This window comes from Amycolatopsis sp. NPDC051102 (genome assembly GCF_040682815.1).
GTDB lineage: Bacteria > Actinomycetota > Actinomycetes > Mycobacteriales > Pseudonocardiaceae > Amycolatopsis.
Window position 1 is genome coordinate 192579 of the sequence record NZ_JBFBBT010000009.1, and the last position, 17051, is coordinate 209629.

Genomic DNA, 17051 nt, shown 5'->3' on the forward strand with positions numbered 1-17051 from the left:
CCGCACCGCCGCGCAAGGCTTCCGCCGCGGACCTAGCCACCGGATTCCGCCGCCTCGCTGAGGCGTATACGGCGGCGGCCGAAAGGGCCCCGCCGCGGCTTTCCGGCCGAGCCGGAGCGGGCGCATCACCAGCTGGACTGCGTGCGCCGCTCGTCCATCCCGCTGCCGCCGAGCCGCTCCGGGTGTTACCTCCGTGGGCGCCGCGCGACATACTGAACCCATGCCCCGTCCGAAACACGTCGCCGCGAGCGATCTGCGCCTTCCGGACGCGCTGCAGCCGGGGCGGCCGAAGGGCGAGCAGCTGCGGGAAATCCTGGAAAGCGTCGCGGCCGAAGCCGGGCCCGGACGGCTGATGCCGTCGGAACGGTTCCTCGCCGAGCACTTCCAGGTGGCGCGCGGCACCGTGCGGCAGGAGATCAACCGGCTCGTCGCGGACGGCGTCCTCTACCGCCAGCACGGCACCGCGACCTTCACCGCCGACCGGCAGGCGGCGCACATCGACATGCTGACCTCGTTCACCGAGGACATGCAGGCCCGCGGCGTGGTCCCGAAGACGAAGGTGCTGCACGCCGAGGTCGAAAGCGCGGGCCCGCGCATCGCCGGACGGCTCAACGTGCCGCCGGGCGCGCGGGTGTTCCGGCTCGAACGGCTCCGGTACGTCGAGGACGAGCCGTTCGCCGTCGAGCGCACCAACCTGTCCGTCGACCGGTTCCCGGACATCGAGCTGTTCGACTGGGAGACCCAGTCCCTGCACCGCACCATCGAGGAACGCTGGGGCGTGCGGGCCGAGTGGAACGACACGGCGATCTCCGCGGTGCTGCCGAACAGCCACGACGCGGCCCTGCTCGGCATCGAAGCCACCCAGCCCTGCCTGATCATCGAGGGCACCCTGCACGACCAGAGCGGCGGCGTCATCGAAGCGGGCCGGTCGCTGTACCGGGCCGACCGCTACACCGTCTTCACGCAGGCGCGGCGCAGCCCGGCCTCCTGACCGGGCTTCAGCCGAGCTGGTGCGCCCGCAGCACCTTCAGGCAGTGCTCCACCAGCACGTCCGCGGACTCCGGGCCGAACAGCGTCACGTACGACTCGTAGATCCCGTCGCGGTGACCTTCCGCGTCCGGCAGGTAGCCCAGGTACCCGTCGGTGTAGCCGATCACCCGCGTGTGGCGGAACGGGCTGCCGCGGCGGATGCGCAGGCCGAGGGACGCGAACAGCTCGAACGGCGTGTGCAGCCACGCGATCTCCCCCAGCGACACCACGCTGACCGGCACCTCGGCGCAGCCGGTGGGCCGGCCGCCCGCCGCCATCGTCGCGAGCATCGCGCAGCCCTCGTACCGGGTCTGCGCGATCCGGACCGCCGGGTGGTCCTCGCCGTGGCGGGCCAGCTCGCGCTGCCACTCGGCTTCGGCCTCTTCGCGCAGCTCGACGCTGTCCTCGAGCGACGGCACCTCGCGGTAGGGCAGGTGCAGCGTGGACCGGGTCAGCCGCACCGGGCCGCCGGCCGCCGCCGGCGACGACACCGCCGCGAGCGTGCGCGCGATCGACGTCGCCAGGTGGCCGCCGAGCGTGCGGACCTCGGCGTGGTCGCGGCCGCGGCGGACGAACCGGGAGCTCGCGTCGCCCGCCGCGCCCTGCAGGAACGCCGCGACCGGCTGCCCGACCAGCGTGGCCAGCTCGCGGCGGGTCGCGCCCGGCCAGTCCGCCGACCAGGCGAGGTTGTCCGGGCCGAGCACCGTGGGGTGGCTCGCGTAGTCGAACAGCAGCGCGGCCGGGCTGCCGTCGTCGCGACGCAGTTCGAGCACGCCGAACGACGTGTCGTGCGGCCCGTCGGGCCGGTAGCGGTTGCCGCCGACGGCCTCCGTCTCGCCCGCGTGCCAGCGCGCGCGGACCCGGCCGCGGCAGGCCCGCAGCCGCAGCGCGGCGCCGGTGACCTTCTCCGCCATCCGGCCGACCAGCCCGGCGTCGCGCTGCCCCGGCAGCCCGGGGTGCAGCTGGCCGGTCCAGCCCTCGGGCCCGGAATGCGTGTGCGACGCGCAGACCAGCACCCGGTCCGGGTCGATGTCCACCGCCGCGGCGACCGCGTCGGCCAGGATGCGGGTCAGCCCGGCGTCGACGGCGAGGGCGTCCAGCGCCACCCACACCACGCCGGGGTCGTCCTCGGTGGACAGCCAGATCAGCGACGCCTCGAGGTCGTCGTGCGTGCCGGTCGCGACGCCGTGCCGGGCCAGGTACCCGCCGAGCCGGTGCCCGGGCCCCGGCGTGATCCGGACGTCCTGCGCGGCGAGCAGGAGCGCGGCGGTCACCAGGTCGATTCCAGGACGTCGACGACGCCGTCGCGGCCGGCGGCGCGGGCCACCCCGGCGAGCTCGGTGACGTCGTCGGTCGTGTGCAGCAGGACTTCCAGCAGCATCGGCAGGTTCAGCCCGGAGACCAGCTCGATGCGCGGGCCGGGACCGGCGGCGAGCGCGCGGACGGCGTTGAACGGCGAGCCGCCGTGCAGGTCGGCGAGCACGAGCACGCCGGCGGCGTCGTGGGCCAGCGCGAGCACCCGGCGGCCGAACTCCTCGGGGCTGTCACGCGGGCTCAGCTCGCACACCTTCAGCCGCGCCTGCGGGCCGAGGATCATCTCGGCGGCTTCCCCGACGCCCGACGGCAGGCGGCCGTGACCGGCCAGGATGATCGGAACACTCATGACGACCCCTAACTCTTCGCCGGGGCCGACGGCGCGAACCAGCCGAGCCACCCCAGAACCACCCCGGCGACGACGACGATGCCGATGACCCAGACCGGCCGCAGCCGCGCCTTGACCGTCAGCAGGTAAACCCCGGCGGTGACGAGCGCCGGCAGCAGGAACGGGAGCAGCTCGTCGAGCCGGTCCTGGATCGCCACGGCCTGCGTCACCGGCTGCCCCTGGACCGTGGTGGTCTGCCGGTAGGTGAGCGTCGTGACGACCTTGACGATCGACGGGATGAAGCCGCCGAGGACGACGAACCCGAGCACGGTCGCCCCCTGCGCGACGCGCGCGAGCGCGCCGGCGGCGAGGTGCCCGGCCAGCCGCTTGCCCTCGCGGTAGGCGAAGGAGAACTGCCAGCGCCGCACCAGCGCGTACGGCACGAGCACCATCACCGCGGCGAAGGCCGGGCCGAGCCAGTTGCCCTGCAGCGCCCACGACGCGCCCATGGTGAACACGATGCTGTTGTACAGCGCGAAGACGACGGTGTCGCCGATGCCGGCCATCGGCCCCATCAGCGCGACCTTGGTGCTCGCCGCCGACTTCGGCGTCCCCGCCTCCTCCAGCGCGACGCTGGAGCCGAGGATCAGCGGGCCGCCGACGAGCACGGAGGTGTTGAAGAACTGCAGGTGCCGCTGCAGGCCGGCGACGTAGTCGGCCTTCTCGGGGTACAGCCGGCGCAGCACCGGCTCCATCGAATACGCGAAGCCGAGCGCCTGCATCCGCTCGTAGTTCCAGGAGATCTGGCTGGACCAGAAGTACCGGCGGAACGCGCGGCGCAGGTCCTGCTTCGTCAGCCGCGGGTCCGCGGCGGGCTCCTCGGCGGCGGCCTCGGGGACGGCGAGCACGGGTTCGTCGCGTTTCAGCGTCACGAACAGCATCGCGACCGCGACGCCGACGAGCGCGATCCCGAACACCGGCAGGTGCAGGTAGGCGAACCCGACGAAGCCGATCAGCAGCAGGTACCAGTACCGCGACAGCTCCATCATGCCGAGCAGCAGCGCGAAGCCGACCGCCGGCAGCAGCGACCCGGCGAGCGTCATGCCCTGCACGAACCCGGCCGGGATGCTCGCGGTGATGTCCTTGACCAGCCCGCCGGACGCGGCGAGCGCGGCCAGGAACGTCGGGATCGCGCGCACCGCCACCCACGGGATCAGGCTCACCCAGTGGATCATCGCCAGGCCGCGCGCGTTGCCGTCGGCGGCGTAGCCGTCGGCCCGGTGCACCAGGGCGGTCGTCACCATCTTGCCGACCGGGTCCAGCGCCGAGAGCAGGATCGCCGCGGGCAGCCCCACGCCGATCCCGATCGCCGCCTGCGCGGCGGCGTCGCCGGTGGCGCCCGCGGCCAGCGCGGTGCCGACGATCGCGCCGGTCTGGTAGTCCGGGATCGTCGCCCCGCCGTAGGTGTAGACGCCGAGCGCGGCCAGCTCCAGCGTCGCGCCGATCAGCAGGCCGAGCAGCGGGTGGCCGGTGATCAGCCCGGCGACCGAGCCGGCGATCAGCGGCCGCTGGGCGTAGATGAGGAACGGCCCGAGGCCGTCGTACGTGCAGTAGATCGCCCACAGGGTCAGGGCCAACGCGACGAGCATCCGGAGCTAGAGCCCTTTCCGGTCGAGCAACGAGACGAATTCGGCGGGTTTGTCCTGCGGCAGCAGCTGCGTGACCAGCGGGACGCCCGCGGCGGCGAGCTTGCGGTAGGCGTCGGCCTCGTCCGCGGTGACCGCGACCGAGCGGGTGACCATGGTGCTCTTTTCACCCGGACGGGGGGCGACGTTGCCGACGTTGACGACCTCGGGCCGCAGCCCGCCTTCGACGAGGCGGAAGACGTCCGCGGGGTCCTTCGCGATGATCATGGCGTCCGCGCCGGGCTCGGCGGCGAGCGTGGCTTCGACGGACAGGACGTCGGTGGGCAGCCCGCGGGCGGCCTGCGGGAGCAGCATCCGCTGGAGCTCGTCGGCGGCGACGTCGTCGTTGCAGACGACCAGCCGCCGGACCCCGAGGCGGCGGGTCCACGCGACGGTGACCTGCCCGTGGATCAGCCGGTTGTCGATCCGGACGTGTTCCCCCGTCATGTTTCTCCTCCCGGACGGCAGGAGACATACTGGTTCGTACCAGTATCTGTGTCAACTGCCGGTCACCGGCCTTCGCGCGGCCGACGGAAGGACCCCTCAGACCTTCCGTCGGCCCGTGAGCGCGAAGTCCCCCTCTTTTTTCGGCCCGGACCCTCCCATAAAGGTATATACCAGTATGGACGGTCGTGATCGACTGTCAAGACCCTGGCCACAGCGAAATCCGAAAAATTCTCGGCCGGTCGGCCGACCGAAATTCACCCGGAATGCCCGGCAAAAGTTCACCCGTCAGTGTCCGATTCTGTCAGTGACAGCCCGCCGGGCCCGCTCCTAATATCCCCATTGGTCTAGACCGCCACCTGGGGGACGGCCGCACATTCCCGGAGGATCCGCGCAACCTGGTCCGGCCACCGTCGTTAACCGCTTCGTCCGTTCAGGGGAGGAAAGCATGCCGGCCGTCAGATCGAACATCGTCCCGCTCCGGCACGCGCGGCCGGGTGTGGTGGCGTACGTGAAGAGCCCGGCCGGGTGGTTCGTCGCGAACAGCGGCTGGATCCAGGGCAGCGAGGGCGTCGCGCTGATCGACACCTGCGGCACCGAGCAGGCGACGCTGGAGCTGCTGCGCGACGTCCGCAAGTACGCGGGCGACCAGGAGCTCACGGTCGTCATCACGCACGCCCACGGCGAGCACCACAACGGCCTCGGCGTCGCCCTGCGCGACGGCGGCACGGCGCTGGCCGCGCCCGGCAGCATCGACCTGGTCAAGGCCGGGCCGCAGACCTACGGCAACGTCTTCACGTACACGAGCTGGGGCGTGCTCGAGCCGCCGGAGCCGGAGGCGGTCCGGCCGGTGACGGGCTGGCACCGGCTGGACCTCGGCGGCGCGGCGATCGACGTCGTGGCCGTGCCGGGCGCCGCCCACACGGCGGGCGACCTGGTGGTGCACGAGCCGCGTTCGGGCACGCTGTTCACCGGCGACCTGGTGTTCATCGGCGACACCCCGCTGGCGGTGCACGGCTCGATCCCCGGCTGGCTCGACGCGCTCGACTGGCTGCAGGACACGTTCCGCCCGCGCACGCTGGTCCCGGGCCACGGCCCGGTGGCGATGCCGGGGCACACAGCGTTCCACGCGATGCGCGTCTACCTGGAGTGGCTGCTGGAGGCGACGACGCGCCAGTCCAACTTCACCAAGCTGGCGAAGCAGGCGTCCCTTCGCTGGCCGACGTGGCGCAACCCGGAACGGCACATCGGCAACCTGATGCGCGCGTACGCCGACCAGCACGGCCGCAAGCTGGACGTCGACCTGGCGATCGACGCGGTCCTGGCGGCCGCGGGCGGCCGCATCGACCTCGACTCCCTGCTGGGTGGCGAACCGGTGCGCCGGATCTCCTAGGACCCCGCGCCGCCCAGGCTCTCCAGCAGGGTCCGCAGGGTCGCGGCCAGCTCCTCCCGCTCCCCCGTGCTCAACGCGGCCAGGATGCGGTGCTCGGTCTCCACGTGGTCCGGCAGCGCGCGGTCGATCAGCTCGCCGCCCGCGTCGGTCAGGGCCACCCGGACCGCGCGGCCGTCCGTCTCGTCCGGGGTGCGCTCGACCAGGCCGTTCGCCTCCAGCTTGTCGAGGCGCTGGGTGATCGCCCCCGACGTCACCATCGCCGAGCGCATCAGCTCCGTCGGGGTCAGCCGGTAGGGCGGCCCGCTGCGGCGCAGGGTCGCGAGGACGTCGAAGGATGCGCGGTCGAGGCCGTGCCGGGCGAACGTGCGGCGCAGCTCGGCGTCCACCAGCGCACCGAGCCGGGACAGCCGGCCGATCACCGCCATCGGGGAGACGTCGAGGTCGGGGCGCTCGGCGTGCCACTGCTCGAGGACCCGGTCCACGTGGTCGGCCATCGGCACAGCGTAACGGATGCCTTAGCGGTAAGTGAGCTGGTAGCGAGATACCTTAGTGCTGAGGTAATCTACCTTAGTGCTAAACAATCGACTCTCTCTCCTGCTCGTGACCGCACTGGCGCCGGCCATCTGGGGCACCACCTACCTCGTCACCACCGAGTTCCTGCCGCCCGGCCGCCCGCTGCTCGCCGCCGTCATCCGCGCCCTGCCCGCCGGGCTGCTGCTGGTCGCGCTCACCCGGCGGCTGCCGAAGGGCGACTGGTGGTGGCGCTCGCTCGTGCTCGGCACGCTGAACATCGGCGCCTTCCTCGCGCTGCTGTTCGTCGCCGCCTACCGGCTGCCCGGCGGGGTCGCCGCCACCCTCGGCGCCCTGCAGCCGCTGATCGTCGCGGGCTTGGCCACGGGCCTGCTCGGCGAACGCCTGACCCGGCGGATCGTGCTCGCCGGCGTCGCCGGGGTCGCCGGCGTCAGCCTCCTGGTCCTGCAGTCCACCGCCCGGCTCGACGCGCTCGGCGTCGCCGCCGCCGCCGGCGGGGCGGTCGTGATGGCCACCGGCGTCGTGCTGAGCAAGCGCTGGACCTCCCCCGCGCCCCTGCTGGCCACCACCGGCTGGCAGCTCGTCGCCGGCGGGCTGGTGCTCGTGCCGGTCACCCTGGCCGTCGAAGGCCCGCCGCCCGCGTCGCTGTCCGGCGCGAACCTCGCCGGCTACGCCTACCTGGCACTGGTCGGCGCCGCGTTCGCGTACGCGCTGTGGTTCCGCGGCATCCGCGCGCTGTCCGCGACGCACGTGACGTTCCTCGGTCTGCTCAGCCCGGTCGTGGCGACCCTGCTCGGCTGGCTCGTGCTCGGCCAGCGGCTGACGCCGTGGCAGCTGCTCGGCGCGGCGATCGTGCTCGCCGCCGTCGTGGTCGCGCAGCTGAAACCGGTGCGCCGGAAGCGGGCTGAGGAGTATCAGCCTCCGACAACCACCGACCGGGACGCCGACGCGGAAATGGTCTGAACAGCTTCAGGCAACGGCGTACCTGACGCCACCGGCGTGTCCCCGAGCAGCGCGCCCGCGGGCGCGCTGGTGCGCACCGGCACCGGCACCGCGGTGCCCTTCACCTCCGTCACCGGCTGTCCGCACGCGACCAGGTCCACCACCAGCAGCACGAGCACGACGGTCCGCACGACCCTCACCCCGATCCGTCTCCACCACTCCCACCGGGCACACGACGGCCGCCGGGCGCGGGTTCAGGTATTTCCCGCGCTCTCACCGGATCGGCTGAGCGGGGGGAAGACGGGAAGGAGTCCCCCGATGGCGTACCGGTCCGAAGGGCCGCTCCTGGTTAGGCTGAGCGGGGCAACGGGAGGCGAAGTGGACACCACGACCCTGCTCGAGGCGGCGGCGCGCGGCGACCAGGCGGCCTGGGACGCCCTCGTCGACCGGTACGCGAGCCTGCTCTGGTCGATCGCCCGCGCCCATCGCCTTTCCGACGCCGACGCGGCCGACGCCGTCCAGACGACGTGGCTGAAGCTCGTCGAAAACCTGGGCCGGATCAAGGACCCGGAACGGCTGCCCGGCTGGCTGGCCACCACCGCCCGGCACGAGTGCCTCCGCCAGATCCGCCGCGCCTGCCGGGAGCGCCCCACCGACGACGAGGTCTGGCAAAGCGAGCCGGCGCCCGGCGCGGCCGTCGATGCCGCCCTGCTGCTCGACGAGCGCGACGCCACGCTGTGGCAGGCCCTGGAAAAGCTGTCGGACCAGTGCCGTCAGCTGCTGCGCGTGCTCATGGCCACGCCCCCGCCGTCGTACGCGGAGGTGTCGGCCGCCCTCGACATACCGGTCGGCAGCATCGGCCCGACCCGGCAGCGCTGCCTGGGCCGGCTGCGCGAGCGGGCCGGCCAGGCCGGGCTCGGGACGGAGGACCGGACGTGACCGAAGACGACGAGCTCATGGAGACCCTGCGCGCGGCGGCCGGCCGGGCCGACCCGGTGCCGGACCTCGTGCTGCGCCAGGCCCGCGCCGCGCTGACCACCCGCGACCTCGACGCCGAGCTGGCGAACCTGGCCTTCGACTCGGACCTGGCCGAAGCCGGCGCGGTCCGCGCGGACGGCGAAGACGTCCGGCTGCTGTCGTTCGAGTCGGCGCGGGTGTCGGTGGAACTGCAGGTGGAGTACGCGGACGGCCGGGTCTCCTTGCGCGGCCTGATCACCGGGGCCACCGGCGACGCGGTCATCGAAGTGGCGGGCGAACGGCACGTCCGCCCGATCGGCGCGGAAGGCTGGTTCACGGCGGCGGGCCTGCCGCGCGGAGCGACCCGGGTCGCGGTGACCGCCGCGGACGGCACGACGGTCACCACCGGCTGGGCGAGCCTCTAGCTCACGAACGGCACCTCGCCGCTGCCGTTCACGTCGGACACGGTGAGCGACCCGGCGGCCGCGAGCACCTTCCCGGCCGCGTCCCGGGCCGTGACGTCCGGGGACATCAGCGCGGCGATCCTGCCGGTGACGATCGCGGCCGAGAACGAAGTGCCGCTCCAGACCGCGTAGCCGTTGAACCTCGGCACCTCGTCCGGCGGCTGCGCCGGGTAGCCGGGGTGGAAGTACGGCCCGAGCACGTCGACCCCGTCGGCGTAGGCAGCGATCCACGGCCCGAAGTTGCTGAAGTCCGCGACGCGCGGGGTGAGCGTGACGTCGGCCGAGCCGATCGGCAGGACCAGGGCGTGCTTGTCGTCGACCTGCCCGGCGACCGTGGGCCCGAGCTTGATCCCGGCCGGGTAGACCCGCTGCCGCAGTCCCCGGTTCCCGGCCGAGGCGACCACGACCGTTTCCGGGGACAACCGGGCCAGCGCGGCCTCGATCGCCTTCGGCGGCTGGTCTTCGTAGGTCTGGCCCGAGAAGGACAGGTTGATCAGGGTGACGCCCTCCTCGCGGAGGTCGTCGATCGCGTTCGCCACGGCCAGGTCTTCGGCGTCGCCGCTCTGCTCGTCGATCACGCCCTTCATCCGGACGCCCACGGCCGGCCCGGCGTGCGCCAGCACCACCCCCGCGACGAACGTCCCGTGCCCGGCGGAGCCGACCGGGTTGCCGTCTTCGCCGCGGACGACCCGGACGGTGTCCTCCGGGTCGAAGCGGACGCGCGTGCCGAGGAACTCGTGCGGTTCGCCGTCCTTGAGCACGATGCCGGTGTCGATGACGCCGGCGCGCACCTCGATGTGTCCGGCCGCGGGCACCGGGGTCAGCTTGTTGTTGGTGGGCCGCGGCCGCAGGTCGCCCCAGATGATGCGGTCGAGGCCGAAGACGTGGTTCGGGCTCGCGCCGCGGCCGCCCAGCGCGGCGAGCACTTCGGGGACCGGGCGCGTGCCGGTGAAGCGGCGCAGCGGGCCGGCACCCCCGGCCGGGTGGTAGCCGAACGCTGCCAGTTCAGGGCGCAGCGCGGCACAATCGTCGGCATGGACCAGCAGTTCGCCGGCTCGATGGCGGTATCGGGTCATGTGTCCCCCTCCGGGACCGGTCATGGCTGAACGGGTCGGCAACCCGATCCGCGAGCCCTTACAACTGATACTGCGCCGATCGGTACCAATCCGGCCACAGCCACGGCCGGATGACTTCGCAACGATGGTTACGTGCCGCGCAGGGGCCGGCCTGCTTTTGGCCGAATTGGTACCCACCGGCCGAAGCGGGCACAAGCGGCGATGACCGGCGCCCTGGCGAAGGCCGTCGCCGCCGCGGACCTCGCGTTCACCGCCCCGGCCAAGGCGCGGGCGCTGGCCGAAGCGGCGCTCGCCGAAGCGAACGGGCACGCCGAGGCGGCCGCGGTCGCCGAGCACGCGCTCGGCCTCGCCGGGGTGTCCACGGGCCGGCTCGCCGACGCCGAAACCCGGCTGCGAGCAGCGGTCCGGCTGGCCGACGGCGCCGGGTTGCGCGAGCGGGCCGCCCAGACGCGCGGGGTGCTCGGGTACGTGCTGACGCTGACCGGCCGCACCGCCGAGGCGTTGCGCGAGCTCGACCGCGCGATGCCCGAGCTGACCGGGCCGGCGGCCGCGCGGCTGCGGATGCAGCGGGCCGTCGTGCTCACCGAGATCAGCCGGTTCGGGGACGCCGCCGCGGAGTTCGCGGCCGCGCTCGCCACGTTGCGCGCGGCGGGCGGAGACGCCCTGATCGAGGCGACGATCCGCACCAACCGCAGCATCGTGCTGGCCCGGCTCGGTGACTGGCGGGGCGCCGAGGACGACCTGCGCCGCGCCGAAGCCGGCTTCGCCGCGACCGGCCACATCGGACGGACGGCGATGGTGTGGCAGAACCGCGGGCTCGCCGCCACCGTCCGCGGTAACGTCCCGGCCGCGCTCACCGCCTACGACGAAGCCGCCGCGCGGTACGAGGAGGCCGGGACCGACCCGGGGTTGCTGCCGATCGAACGCGCCGAGACGCTGCTCTCCGTCCGCCTGATCGCCGAAGCGCGCGAAGCCGCTACGGACGCCGTCGCGGCGTACGAACGCCGTCGCAACGCCGTCGACCTCGTCCAGGCACGGCTCGTGCTGGCGAAGGTCGCCCTGCTTGACGGCGACCCGGCGACGGCGTTGCGTGAAGCCACGCTGGCGCAGCGGTCGGCGGCCCGGCAGCGCCGTCCGGGCTGGGCCGCGCTCGGCGGCTACCTGGCCCTGCGCGCCCGTCGTGACAGCGGGCTCCGGACGACCGCGATGCTCCGGTCCGGACAGCGCACGGTCGCGGCGCTCACCGACGCGGGCTGGGTGGTCGCGGCCCTGGACGCGCGGCTGATCGTCGCGTCGCTGGCCCTGGCCCTCGACCGGCCGGCGGTCGCGGAGGCGGAGCTGACGGTCGTCGGCCGGGCCGGCCGCGGTGGCCCGGCCGAGTTGCGGGCCCGGGCCTGGCACGCGACGGCGTTGCTGCGGCTGGTCCACGGCGACCGCCGGGGCGCGGACGCCGCCGTTCGCGCCGGTGTCCGGGTGATCGAGCGGTTCCGCGCCGGCCTCGGGGCGAGCGAGCTGCGTGCCCACGCGTCGGGCCACGCGAGCGAGCTGACCGCGCTGGGGCTGCGGCTCGCTGTCGAACGGGGGCACGCCGAAGCCGTGCTGCGCTGGGCGGAGCTGCGCCACGCCGGCGCGTTGCGGCTGCGGCCGGCCCGGCCGCCGGACGACGAGGGCCTGGCCGCGGACCTCGCCGCGGTGCGCCAGATCGCCGTCGACCTCGCGGCCGGAACCGGCCAGGCACGGACCCTGCTGCGTCGCCAAGCCCGGCTGGAGAAGGCGGTGCGCGACCGGGCCCGGCACGCCGGCGGAGTGTCCACATCGGACACTCCGGTGCCGGGCCGCGCGGAGCTCGCCGCGGCGCTGGGCCCGGCCACGCTGGTGGAATACCTGGAGCTGGACGGACGGCTGTCCGCGCTCGTCGTCACCGGCGGCCGGCTGCGGCGGTGCGAGCTCGGCCCGGCGACCGAAGCCGCGGAACGCCTGGACGAGCTGCGCTTCGCGCTGCGGCGGTCGGCGTTCGGCCTCGGCTCGTTCGCGGAGCTGGCCGCCCGGACGGCCCGCCGCCTCGACGACCTGCTGCTCGCCCCGCTCCCGCTCGGCGACGGCCCGCTGGTGATCGTCCCGACCGGGCGGCTGCACGAGCTGCCGTGGCCGGCGCTGCCGGGCTGTCACGGACGGCCGGTGTCACTGACGCCGTCGGCGGCACTGTGGCACCGCGCGGCAACCGCACCCCGCGGTGAGAACGGCGACCACGTCGTCGTGGCCGGCCCGGGGCTGCCGCACGCCGCCGCGGAGGCCGCCGCGCTGGCCCGCCGCTACCCGGGCGCCCGGCGGTTCACCGGCCGCACCGCGCGGGTCGAGCCGGTGCTCGCGGCTCTCGACGGCGCGGCGCTCGGCCACATCGCGGCGCACGGGGTGTTCCGCACGGACAACCCGCTGTTCTCGGCGCTGAGTCTCGCCGACGGCCCGCTGACGGTGTACGACCTGGAGCGCCTGGCCCGCCCGCCGCGCCAGGTGGTGCTGTCGGGCTGCGACTCGGGCCGCTCGGCGATCCACGCGGGCGACGAGCTGCTGGGCCTGGCCTCGGCCCTGCTCGCCCTGGGCACGACGAGCCTGGTGGCCACGGTCCTCCCGATCCCGGACGACGCGGGCCGCGCCCTGATGCTCCGCCACCACCGCCACCTGGCCTCCGGCCTGACCCCGGCCGCGGCGCTGGCCCGGGCCCAGGCGGAGCTCCCGGACTCCCCCGCGGCCGCCAGCTACGTCTGCTACGGCGCCGGTTGACCCGGAAACCCGTGCAAAGAGGCATCACCCGTGACTGGCGGGGCATCACCGTGATGCCTCTTCAATCACGCGTGATGCCTCTTCAATCACGCATGATGCCTCTTCAGTCACGCGTGATGCCTCTTCAATCACGCGTGATGCCCGCTGGATCACGGCGGCCGAGCGTGGGACGGGTCATCATGGAGGGGTGCGGATCACGGCCTGGTGGCGCGGTATCAGCCCGCGGCGGCGGTTGATGCTGAGCAGCGTCGCCGGCGTCATCGCCGCTGTCGTCGTCGCCGGCTTCGTCGTCGCCTCCGGGGCGAAGGCCGCGCCGGAAACCGGGGTTCCGGACCAGGGCAAGCCCGGTCCCGTGCTCCTCGTACCCGGGTACGGCGGCGGCCGGGACGCCCTCGAGACCCTCGCCGAGCGGATCCGGCAGGCCACCGGCCGGTCCGCCGAAGTGCTCACCCTGGCCGGCGACGGCACCGGTGACCTCGTCGAACAGGCCGGCGTCCTCGCCGAAGCCGTCGAGAAGGCGTACGAACAGGGCGCCCCCTCGGTCGACGTCGTCGGGTACTCCGCCGGCGGTGTCGTCGCACGGCTGTGGGTCAGCCGGGAAGGCGGCCTGCACCAGGCACGGCGGGTCGTGACGCTCGGTGCGCCGATGCACGGCACCGGGCTGGCCACGGCGGGCGGGGCGCTGGTCCCCGGCGCGTGCCCCACCGCGTGCGTGCAGCTGGCGCCGGGCAGCAGCCTCCTGCAGGAGCTGGCCAAGCAGCCGGTCCCGCCGTCCCTGCCGTGGCTGTCCCTCTGGACGGACCGGGACGAGACGGTGACGCCGCCGGACTCCGCCCGGGTCGACGGCGCCGTCAACGTCGAGCTGCAGCAGGTCTGCCCCGGCAACTCCGCCGGCCACGGCGACCTGCCCACCGATCCCGCCGTCACCGAAATCGTTCTGCAGGCGCTCGGCACCACCCCGCTCGAACCGCCCGCGGAGTGCCTCAGCTCGTGACGTCCTTCGTCGCGAAGTTCGCCCACGCGGCCCCGAAGAACACCACGATGTAGCCGGCCTGCAGCAGCAGCCCGTGGTCGATGTTGCGCCACAGCACCGGATCGCGGAAGAAGTCGATCCACGACAGCCAGTAGTGCGTCGGCAGGTACGGCTTCACGGACGCGGCCGCGTCCAGCGTTTCCAGCACCGAGCTGATGATCAACGCGGCCAGCCCGCCCAGCGCGGCCCCCAGCGCCGAGTCGGTGACCGTCGAAAGGAACACCGTGATCGCGGCGAAGCCCAGCATCGACACCACGATGTAGGTCACCGCGCCCAGCAGCCGCAGGCCGAGCGCCGACGAACTGAGCGACTGCCCCGACAACGACGTCACGCCGGACGGCTGGCCGCCCGGACCCGCGACACCCGGGGTGCCGCCGGTGCCGAACAGGAACACCCCCAGCACCAGGGACGTCAGCACGACGATGACGATCGCCGCGGTCACGTACACGGCCAGCGCCACCATCTTCGCGGCCAGCAACCGGGTCCGGCCGACCGGACGCACGAGCAGGTACCGCAGCGTGCCGCTGGACGCCTCGCCCGCGATCGCGTCGCCCGCGACCACCGCGACCGCGATCGGCAGGAACAGCGGCAGCACCAGTGCGAGCGCGGCCGCCGGGTACAGCGCGCCGTCGTTGACGACTGCTGAGAGGAACGCCCCGCCCTGCCCGGGCGGCGGCGCGAAGTCGGCCGTCGCCAGGAAGACGCCGACGATGGCCGGCAGCAGGCACAGCAGCAGCACGCTGACCCACACCCGCGGCCGCAGCGCGAGCTTCCGCAGTTCGACGCCGATCACCCGGCCGCCCCGAACCGGTCCGAGCCCGGACCCGTCACGTCGAGGACGACCTGTTCCAGCGTCCGCTGCTCGGCGTGGATGGACGTCACGCGCACACCCGCTTCGACGAGCAGGGCGTTCAGCGCCGCCGGGTCGTCGTGCCGGATGACGAGCCGGTCGCCGTCGCGGGCTTCGAGCTGCCCGTCGAGGACCGCGGCCGCCGCCGCGGGGTCCGGCGTGCCGACCAGCACCCGGCCGGTCGCCGCCCGCAGCGTGCCCAGGTCCTCCTCCAGCACCAGCCGGCCGCGGTCGACGACGCCGACGCGCGTGCACAGCTGTTCCACCTCGGCCAGCAGGTGGCTGGACAGGAACACCGTGGTGCCGCCCGCGTTCAGCTCCACCAGCAGCTCGCGGATCTCCTTGATGCCCTGCGGGTCCAACCCGTTCGTCGGCTCGTCGAGGATGAGCAGCCGCGGCCGCCGCAGCAGCGCGCCGGCGAGCCCGAGCCGTTGCCGCATCCCCAGCGAGTACGCCTTGACGGGCCGCTGGTCGACCCCGCCCAGCCCGACCTGTTCGAGGGCTTCGCCGATGCGACGCCGGCGCGTCCGCCGGCCACCGCCGCGCCCGGCGGCGTCGAGCAGCGCCAGGTTCCGCCGCCCGGACAGGTGCGGGTAGGCGGCCGGCCCCTCGACGAGCGCGCCGACCTGGGGCAGCACCTCGGCGACCCGTTTCGGCACCGGCTTCCCGAGCACCTCGATCTCCCCGGCCGTCGCGTAGACGAGCCCGAGCAGCATCCGGACCAGGGTGGTCTTGCCCGAGCCGTTGGGCCCGAGGAAGCCGTAGCGGTCGCCCTCGCGGACGTCGAGGTCGACGGCGTCGACGGCCACGGTGCGGCCGTAGCGCTTGGTCAGCGCGCGCGTGACGATCACGGGCCGCTCCGGCGCAGCCGGGACAGCTCGTCCGCCACGGACTTCAGCACGGCCGGCGTCACGGTCCCGGCCAGCAGGTAGGAGCGGCGGGACACCGACGACCGCACGATGCCCAGCGACAGCGGGGTGATCGACAGCTGCACGACACTGCCGGCGGCCAGCCTGACCTGCACCGCACCGGCTTTCCCGGCGGCATCGCTCGCCGCGTTGGCCACGGTCCGCGGCACGGCGATGACGGCGAAGGAGGCCAGCCCGGCGCCGTACAGCGCGGCGCCCTGAACGCCCCCGAAGTCCGACGACGTCACCGAACGCCCGGCGAGCCGCGACGGCAGCGGCACCTGGCTGTACGCACCGAGCGTGTCGGCAACATCCGGAGCGCTCGCCACGGTGAACCCGGACCCGAGCACCGGCCGCGGCGCCTCGACGACGGGAGCAGTCTGGTCGAGCTGCCCGAACTCGGTGACCAGAATCGGCGCGTCCTGCCCCCGAGCGGTGAGCTCGACCCGCACGGCCACCCCGGTGACCGGATCCGCCCAGACGTCGACGCGACCGATGGTGGTGTCCGGATCGGCGGGAACGAGCCGGAACCCCGAAGCGGCGACACCGGCGACGTTCCGCCCGGGAAGCGCACTCACCGGATCCCCCTGCGCGGCGCGCAGGACCCGCCGCGCAAGCTCGGGCGGCAACAGGTCCGCGCCCCGCGGCAGCCGGACACCGGGATCACCGATCAGCTCGGTGAGGGTGTTGTCCCCGTAGTCCCAGGTGTATTCCCCATCGGGCAGCCGGTAGACATCGTGCTCACCGGCGGTGCCGAGGATGTCGACCCGATACCGATCGGGCCCGGCGTACCACACACGCATCGGCGTCCGCATGGAGAAGAGCGCGGTGACGGCCCCGAGGTTGGGCAGTTCCGGCAGGGCAAGGGAGCCGGCGCTTTCGGCGTAACCCTGGTACGGCCGTCCGGCGGAGCCGAGCACGAGACTGCGCAGCCGGGAAGGATCGGAACCGGCCCCACCCGGAGCAAGCGCGGCAAAGACGGAAGGAGCGGAAACAAGAACGACGGCCAAGGCGGCAACGACCGCCCAGCGGCGCCGTCTTTCCCACCGCACGGGCGAGGGTGTCATCCGGCATCACCTCTTCCGTCCTTTGTACGCCATGGCAGGGGATCCGGCGCAGTGGCAACAACCCCCCAGCCCCTCATCCCACAGACGAACCGGCGGCCGGCAACGCAAGAAGACCACGACGTCACCAGACCCGCTGCTTGGCCGCGGCAGAGCTAACCTGCGGCAGCGTTTCTGCCGTGGCAAAAGACAAAAGCATGTCCTCGCCGGACGGGCAGGCTCCGGGATGACCACTCTCGCCGCTGTCATCTC

17 protein-coding genes are annotated in these 17051 nt (G+C 73.7%); 7 read left to right on the top strand and 10 right to left on the bottom strand.

Annotated elements, in window-relative coordinates; genetic code table 11:
* Positions 1 to 220 precede the first annotated feature (220 nt).
* On the top strand, positions 221 to 991 hold the full coding sequence (locus tag AB0M93_RS25345) for a GntR family transcriptional regulator (protein ID WP_364276805.1): 771 nt from the start codon (positions 221 to 223) through the stop codon (positions 989 to 991).
* Between the two features lie 7 nt (positions 992 to 998).
* Here the strand turns inward: AB0M93_RS25345 and AB0M93_RS25350 are convergent, their stop codons facing one another.
* From AB0M93_RS25350 to AB0M93_RS25365, 4 genes are read right to left on the bottom strand one after another with little or no spacing between them, the layout of a single operon-like run.
* The gene (locus tag AB0M93_RS25350; protein WP_364276807.1) at positions 999 to 2303 is read right to left on the bottom strand and encodes a hypothetical protein; all 1305 of its coding nucleotides are present in this window, start codon (positions 2301 to 2303) and stop codon (positions 999 to 1001) included.
* The gene (locus AB0M93_RS25355; protein ID WP_364276809.1) at positions 2300 to 2692 is read right to left on the bottom strand and encodes a PTS mannose transporter subunit IIAB; all 393 of its coding nucleotides are present in this window, start codon (positions 2690 to 2692) and stop codon (positions 2300 to 2302) included. Before AB0M93_RS25355 ends, AB0M93_RS25350 begins: the two co-directional genes overlap by 4 nt.
* A gap of 8 nt (positions 2693 to 2700) precedes the next feature.
* A complete protein-coding gene (locus tag AB0M93_RS25360) occupies positions 2701 to 4308 on the bottom strand; it encodes a PTS system mannose/fructose/sorbose family transporter subunit IID (RefSeq protein WP_364276811.1) in 1608 nt (535 codons plus the stop codon).
* Between the two features lie 18 nt (positions 4309 to 4326).
* On the bottom strand, positions 4327 to 4803 hold the full coding sequence (locus tag AB0M93_RS25365; RefSeq protein WP_364276812.1) for a PTS sugar transporter subunit IIB: 477 nt from the start codon (positions 4801 to 4803) through the stop codon (positions 4327 to 4329).
* Between the two features lie 445 nt (positions 4804 to 5248).
* Here AB0M93_RS25365 and AB0M93_RS25370 point away from each other — a divergent pair, with 445 nt between their 5' ends.
* A complete protein-coding gene (locus AB0M93_RS25370) occupies positions 5249 to 6193 on the top strand; it encodes an MBL fold metallo-hydrolase (protein WP_364276814.1) in 945 nt (314 codons plus the stop codon).
* On the opposite strand, the gene AB0M93_RS25375 is transcribed toward AB0M93_RS25370, so the two are convergent.
* Positions 6190 to 6687, bottom strand: a complete 498-nt coding sequence (locus AB0M93_RS25375) for a MarR family transcriptional regulator (RefSeq protein ID WP_364276816.1) — start codon at positions 6685 to 6687, stop codon at positions 6190 to 6192. The two genes, AB0M93_RS25370 and AB0M93_RS25375, sit on opposite strands and share 4 nt — an antisense overlap.
* Before the next feature lie 76 nt (positions 6688 to 6763).
* On the opposite strand from AB0M93_RS25375, the gene AB0M93_RS25380 reads away from it, so the two are divergent.
* On the top strand, positions 6764 to 7687 hold the full coding sequence (locus AB0M93_RS25380; RefSeq protein WP_364276818.1) for an EamA family transporter: 924 nt from the start codon (positions 6764 to 6766) through the stop codon (positions 7685 to 7687).
* On the opposite strand, the gene AB0M93_RS25385 is transcribed toward AB0M93_RS25380, so the two are convergent.
* The gene (locus AB0M93_RS25385; RefSeq protein WP_364276820.1) at positions 7639 to 7857 is read right to left on the bottom strand and encodes a hypothetical protein; all 219 of its coding nucleotides are present in this window, start codon (positions 7855 to 7857) and stop codon (positions 7639 to 7641) included. The two genes, AB0M93_RS25380 and AB0M93_RS25385, sit on opposite strands and share 49 nt — an antisense overlap.
* 187 nt (positions 7858 to 8044) lie before the next feature.
* Here AB0M93_RS25385 and AB0M93_RS25390 point away from each other — a divergent pair, with 187 nt between their 5' ends.
* A complete protein-coding gene (locus AB0M93_RS25390; protein ID WP_364276822.1) occupies positions 8045 to 8605 on the top strand; it encodes a sigma-70 family RNA polymerase sigma factor in 561 nt (186 codons plus the stop codon).
* Positions 8602 to 9048, top strand: coding sequence for a hypothetical protein (locus AB0M93_RS25395; RefSeq protein ID WP_364276824.1), 447 nt, complete (start codon positions 8602 to 8604; stop codon positions 9046 to 9048). The genes AB0M93_RS25390 and AB0M93_RS25395 overlap by 4 nt, the downstream gene beginning before the upstream one ends.
* On the opposite strand, the gene AB0M93_RS25400 is transcribed toward AB0M93_RS25395, so the two are convergent.
* Positions 9045 to 10163 (bottom strand): S8/S53 family peptidase, encoded by a 1119-nt coding sequence (locus tag AB0M93_RS25400; RefSeq protein WP_364276826.1) that lies wholly within the window; start codon positions 10161 to 10163, stop codon positions 9045 to 9047. The genes AB0M93_RS25395 and AB0M93_RS25400 overlap by 4 nt on opposite strands.
* Before the next feature lie 201 nt (positions 10164 to 10364).
* Here AB0M93_RS25400 and AB0M93_RS25405 point away from each other — a divergent pair, with 201 nt between their 5' ends.
* Both AB0M93_RS25405 and AB0M93_RS25410 read left to right on the top strand, forming a co-directional pair.
* Positions 10365 to 12944: a CHAT domain-containing protein gene (locus AB0M93_RS25405; RefSeq protein ID WP_364276827.1), complete on the top strand. Its 2580-nt coding sequence runs from the start codon at positions 10365 to 10367 to the stop codon at positions 12942 to 12944.
* Between the two features lie 187 nt (positions 12945 to 13131).
* Entirely contained in the window at positions 13132 to 13938 is an 807-nt protein-coding gene (locus AB0M93_RS25410; protein WP_364276829.1) for a lipase, read from the top strand.
* On the opposite strand, the gene AB0M93_RS25415 is transcribed toward AB0M93_RS25410, so the two are convergent.
* From AB0M93_RS25415 to AB0M93_RS25425, 3 genes are read right to left on the bottom strand one after another with little or no spacing between them, the layout of a single operon-like run.
* Positions 13928 to 14770 carry an ABC transporter permease gene (locus AB0M93_RS25415; protein WP_364276831.1) on the bottom strand — a complete coding sequence of 281 codons (843 nt, stop codon included), beginning with the start codon at positions 14768 to 14770 and terminating at the stop codon, positions 13928 to 13930. The two genes, AB0M93_RS25410 and AB0M93_RS25415, sit on opposite strands and share 11 nt — an antisense overlap.
* Positions 14767 to 15678 (bottom strand): ABC transporter ATP-binding protein, encoded by a 912-nt coding sequence (locus AB0M93_RS25420; protein ID WP_364276833.1) that lies wholly within the window; start codon positions 15676 to 15678, stop codon positions 14767 to 14769. Before AB0M93_RS25420 ends, AB0M93_RS25415 begins: the two co-directional genes overlap by 4 nt.
* Positions 15675 to 16655, bottom strand: coding sequence for a hypothetical protein (locus AB0M93_RS25425; protein ID WP_364276835.1), 981 nt, complete (start codon positions 16653 to 16655; stop codon positions 15675 to 15677). Before AB0M93_RS25425 ends, AB0M93_RS25420 begins: the two co-directional genes overlap by 4 nt.
* Between the last annotated feature and the right edge of the window lie 396 nt (positions 16656 to 17051).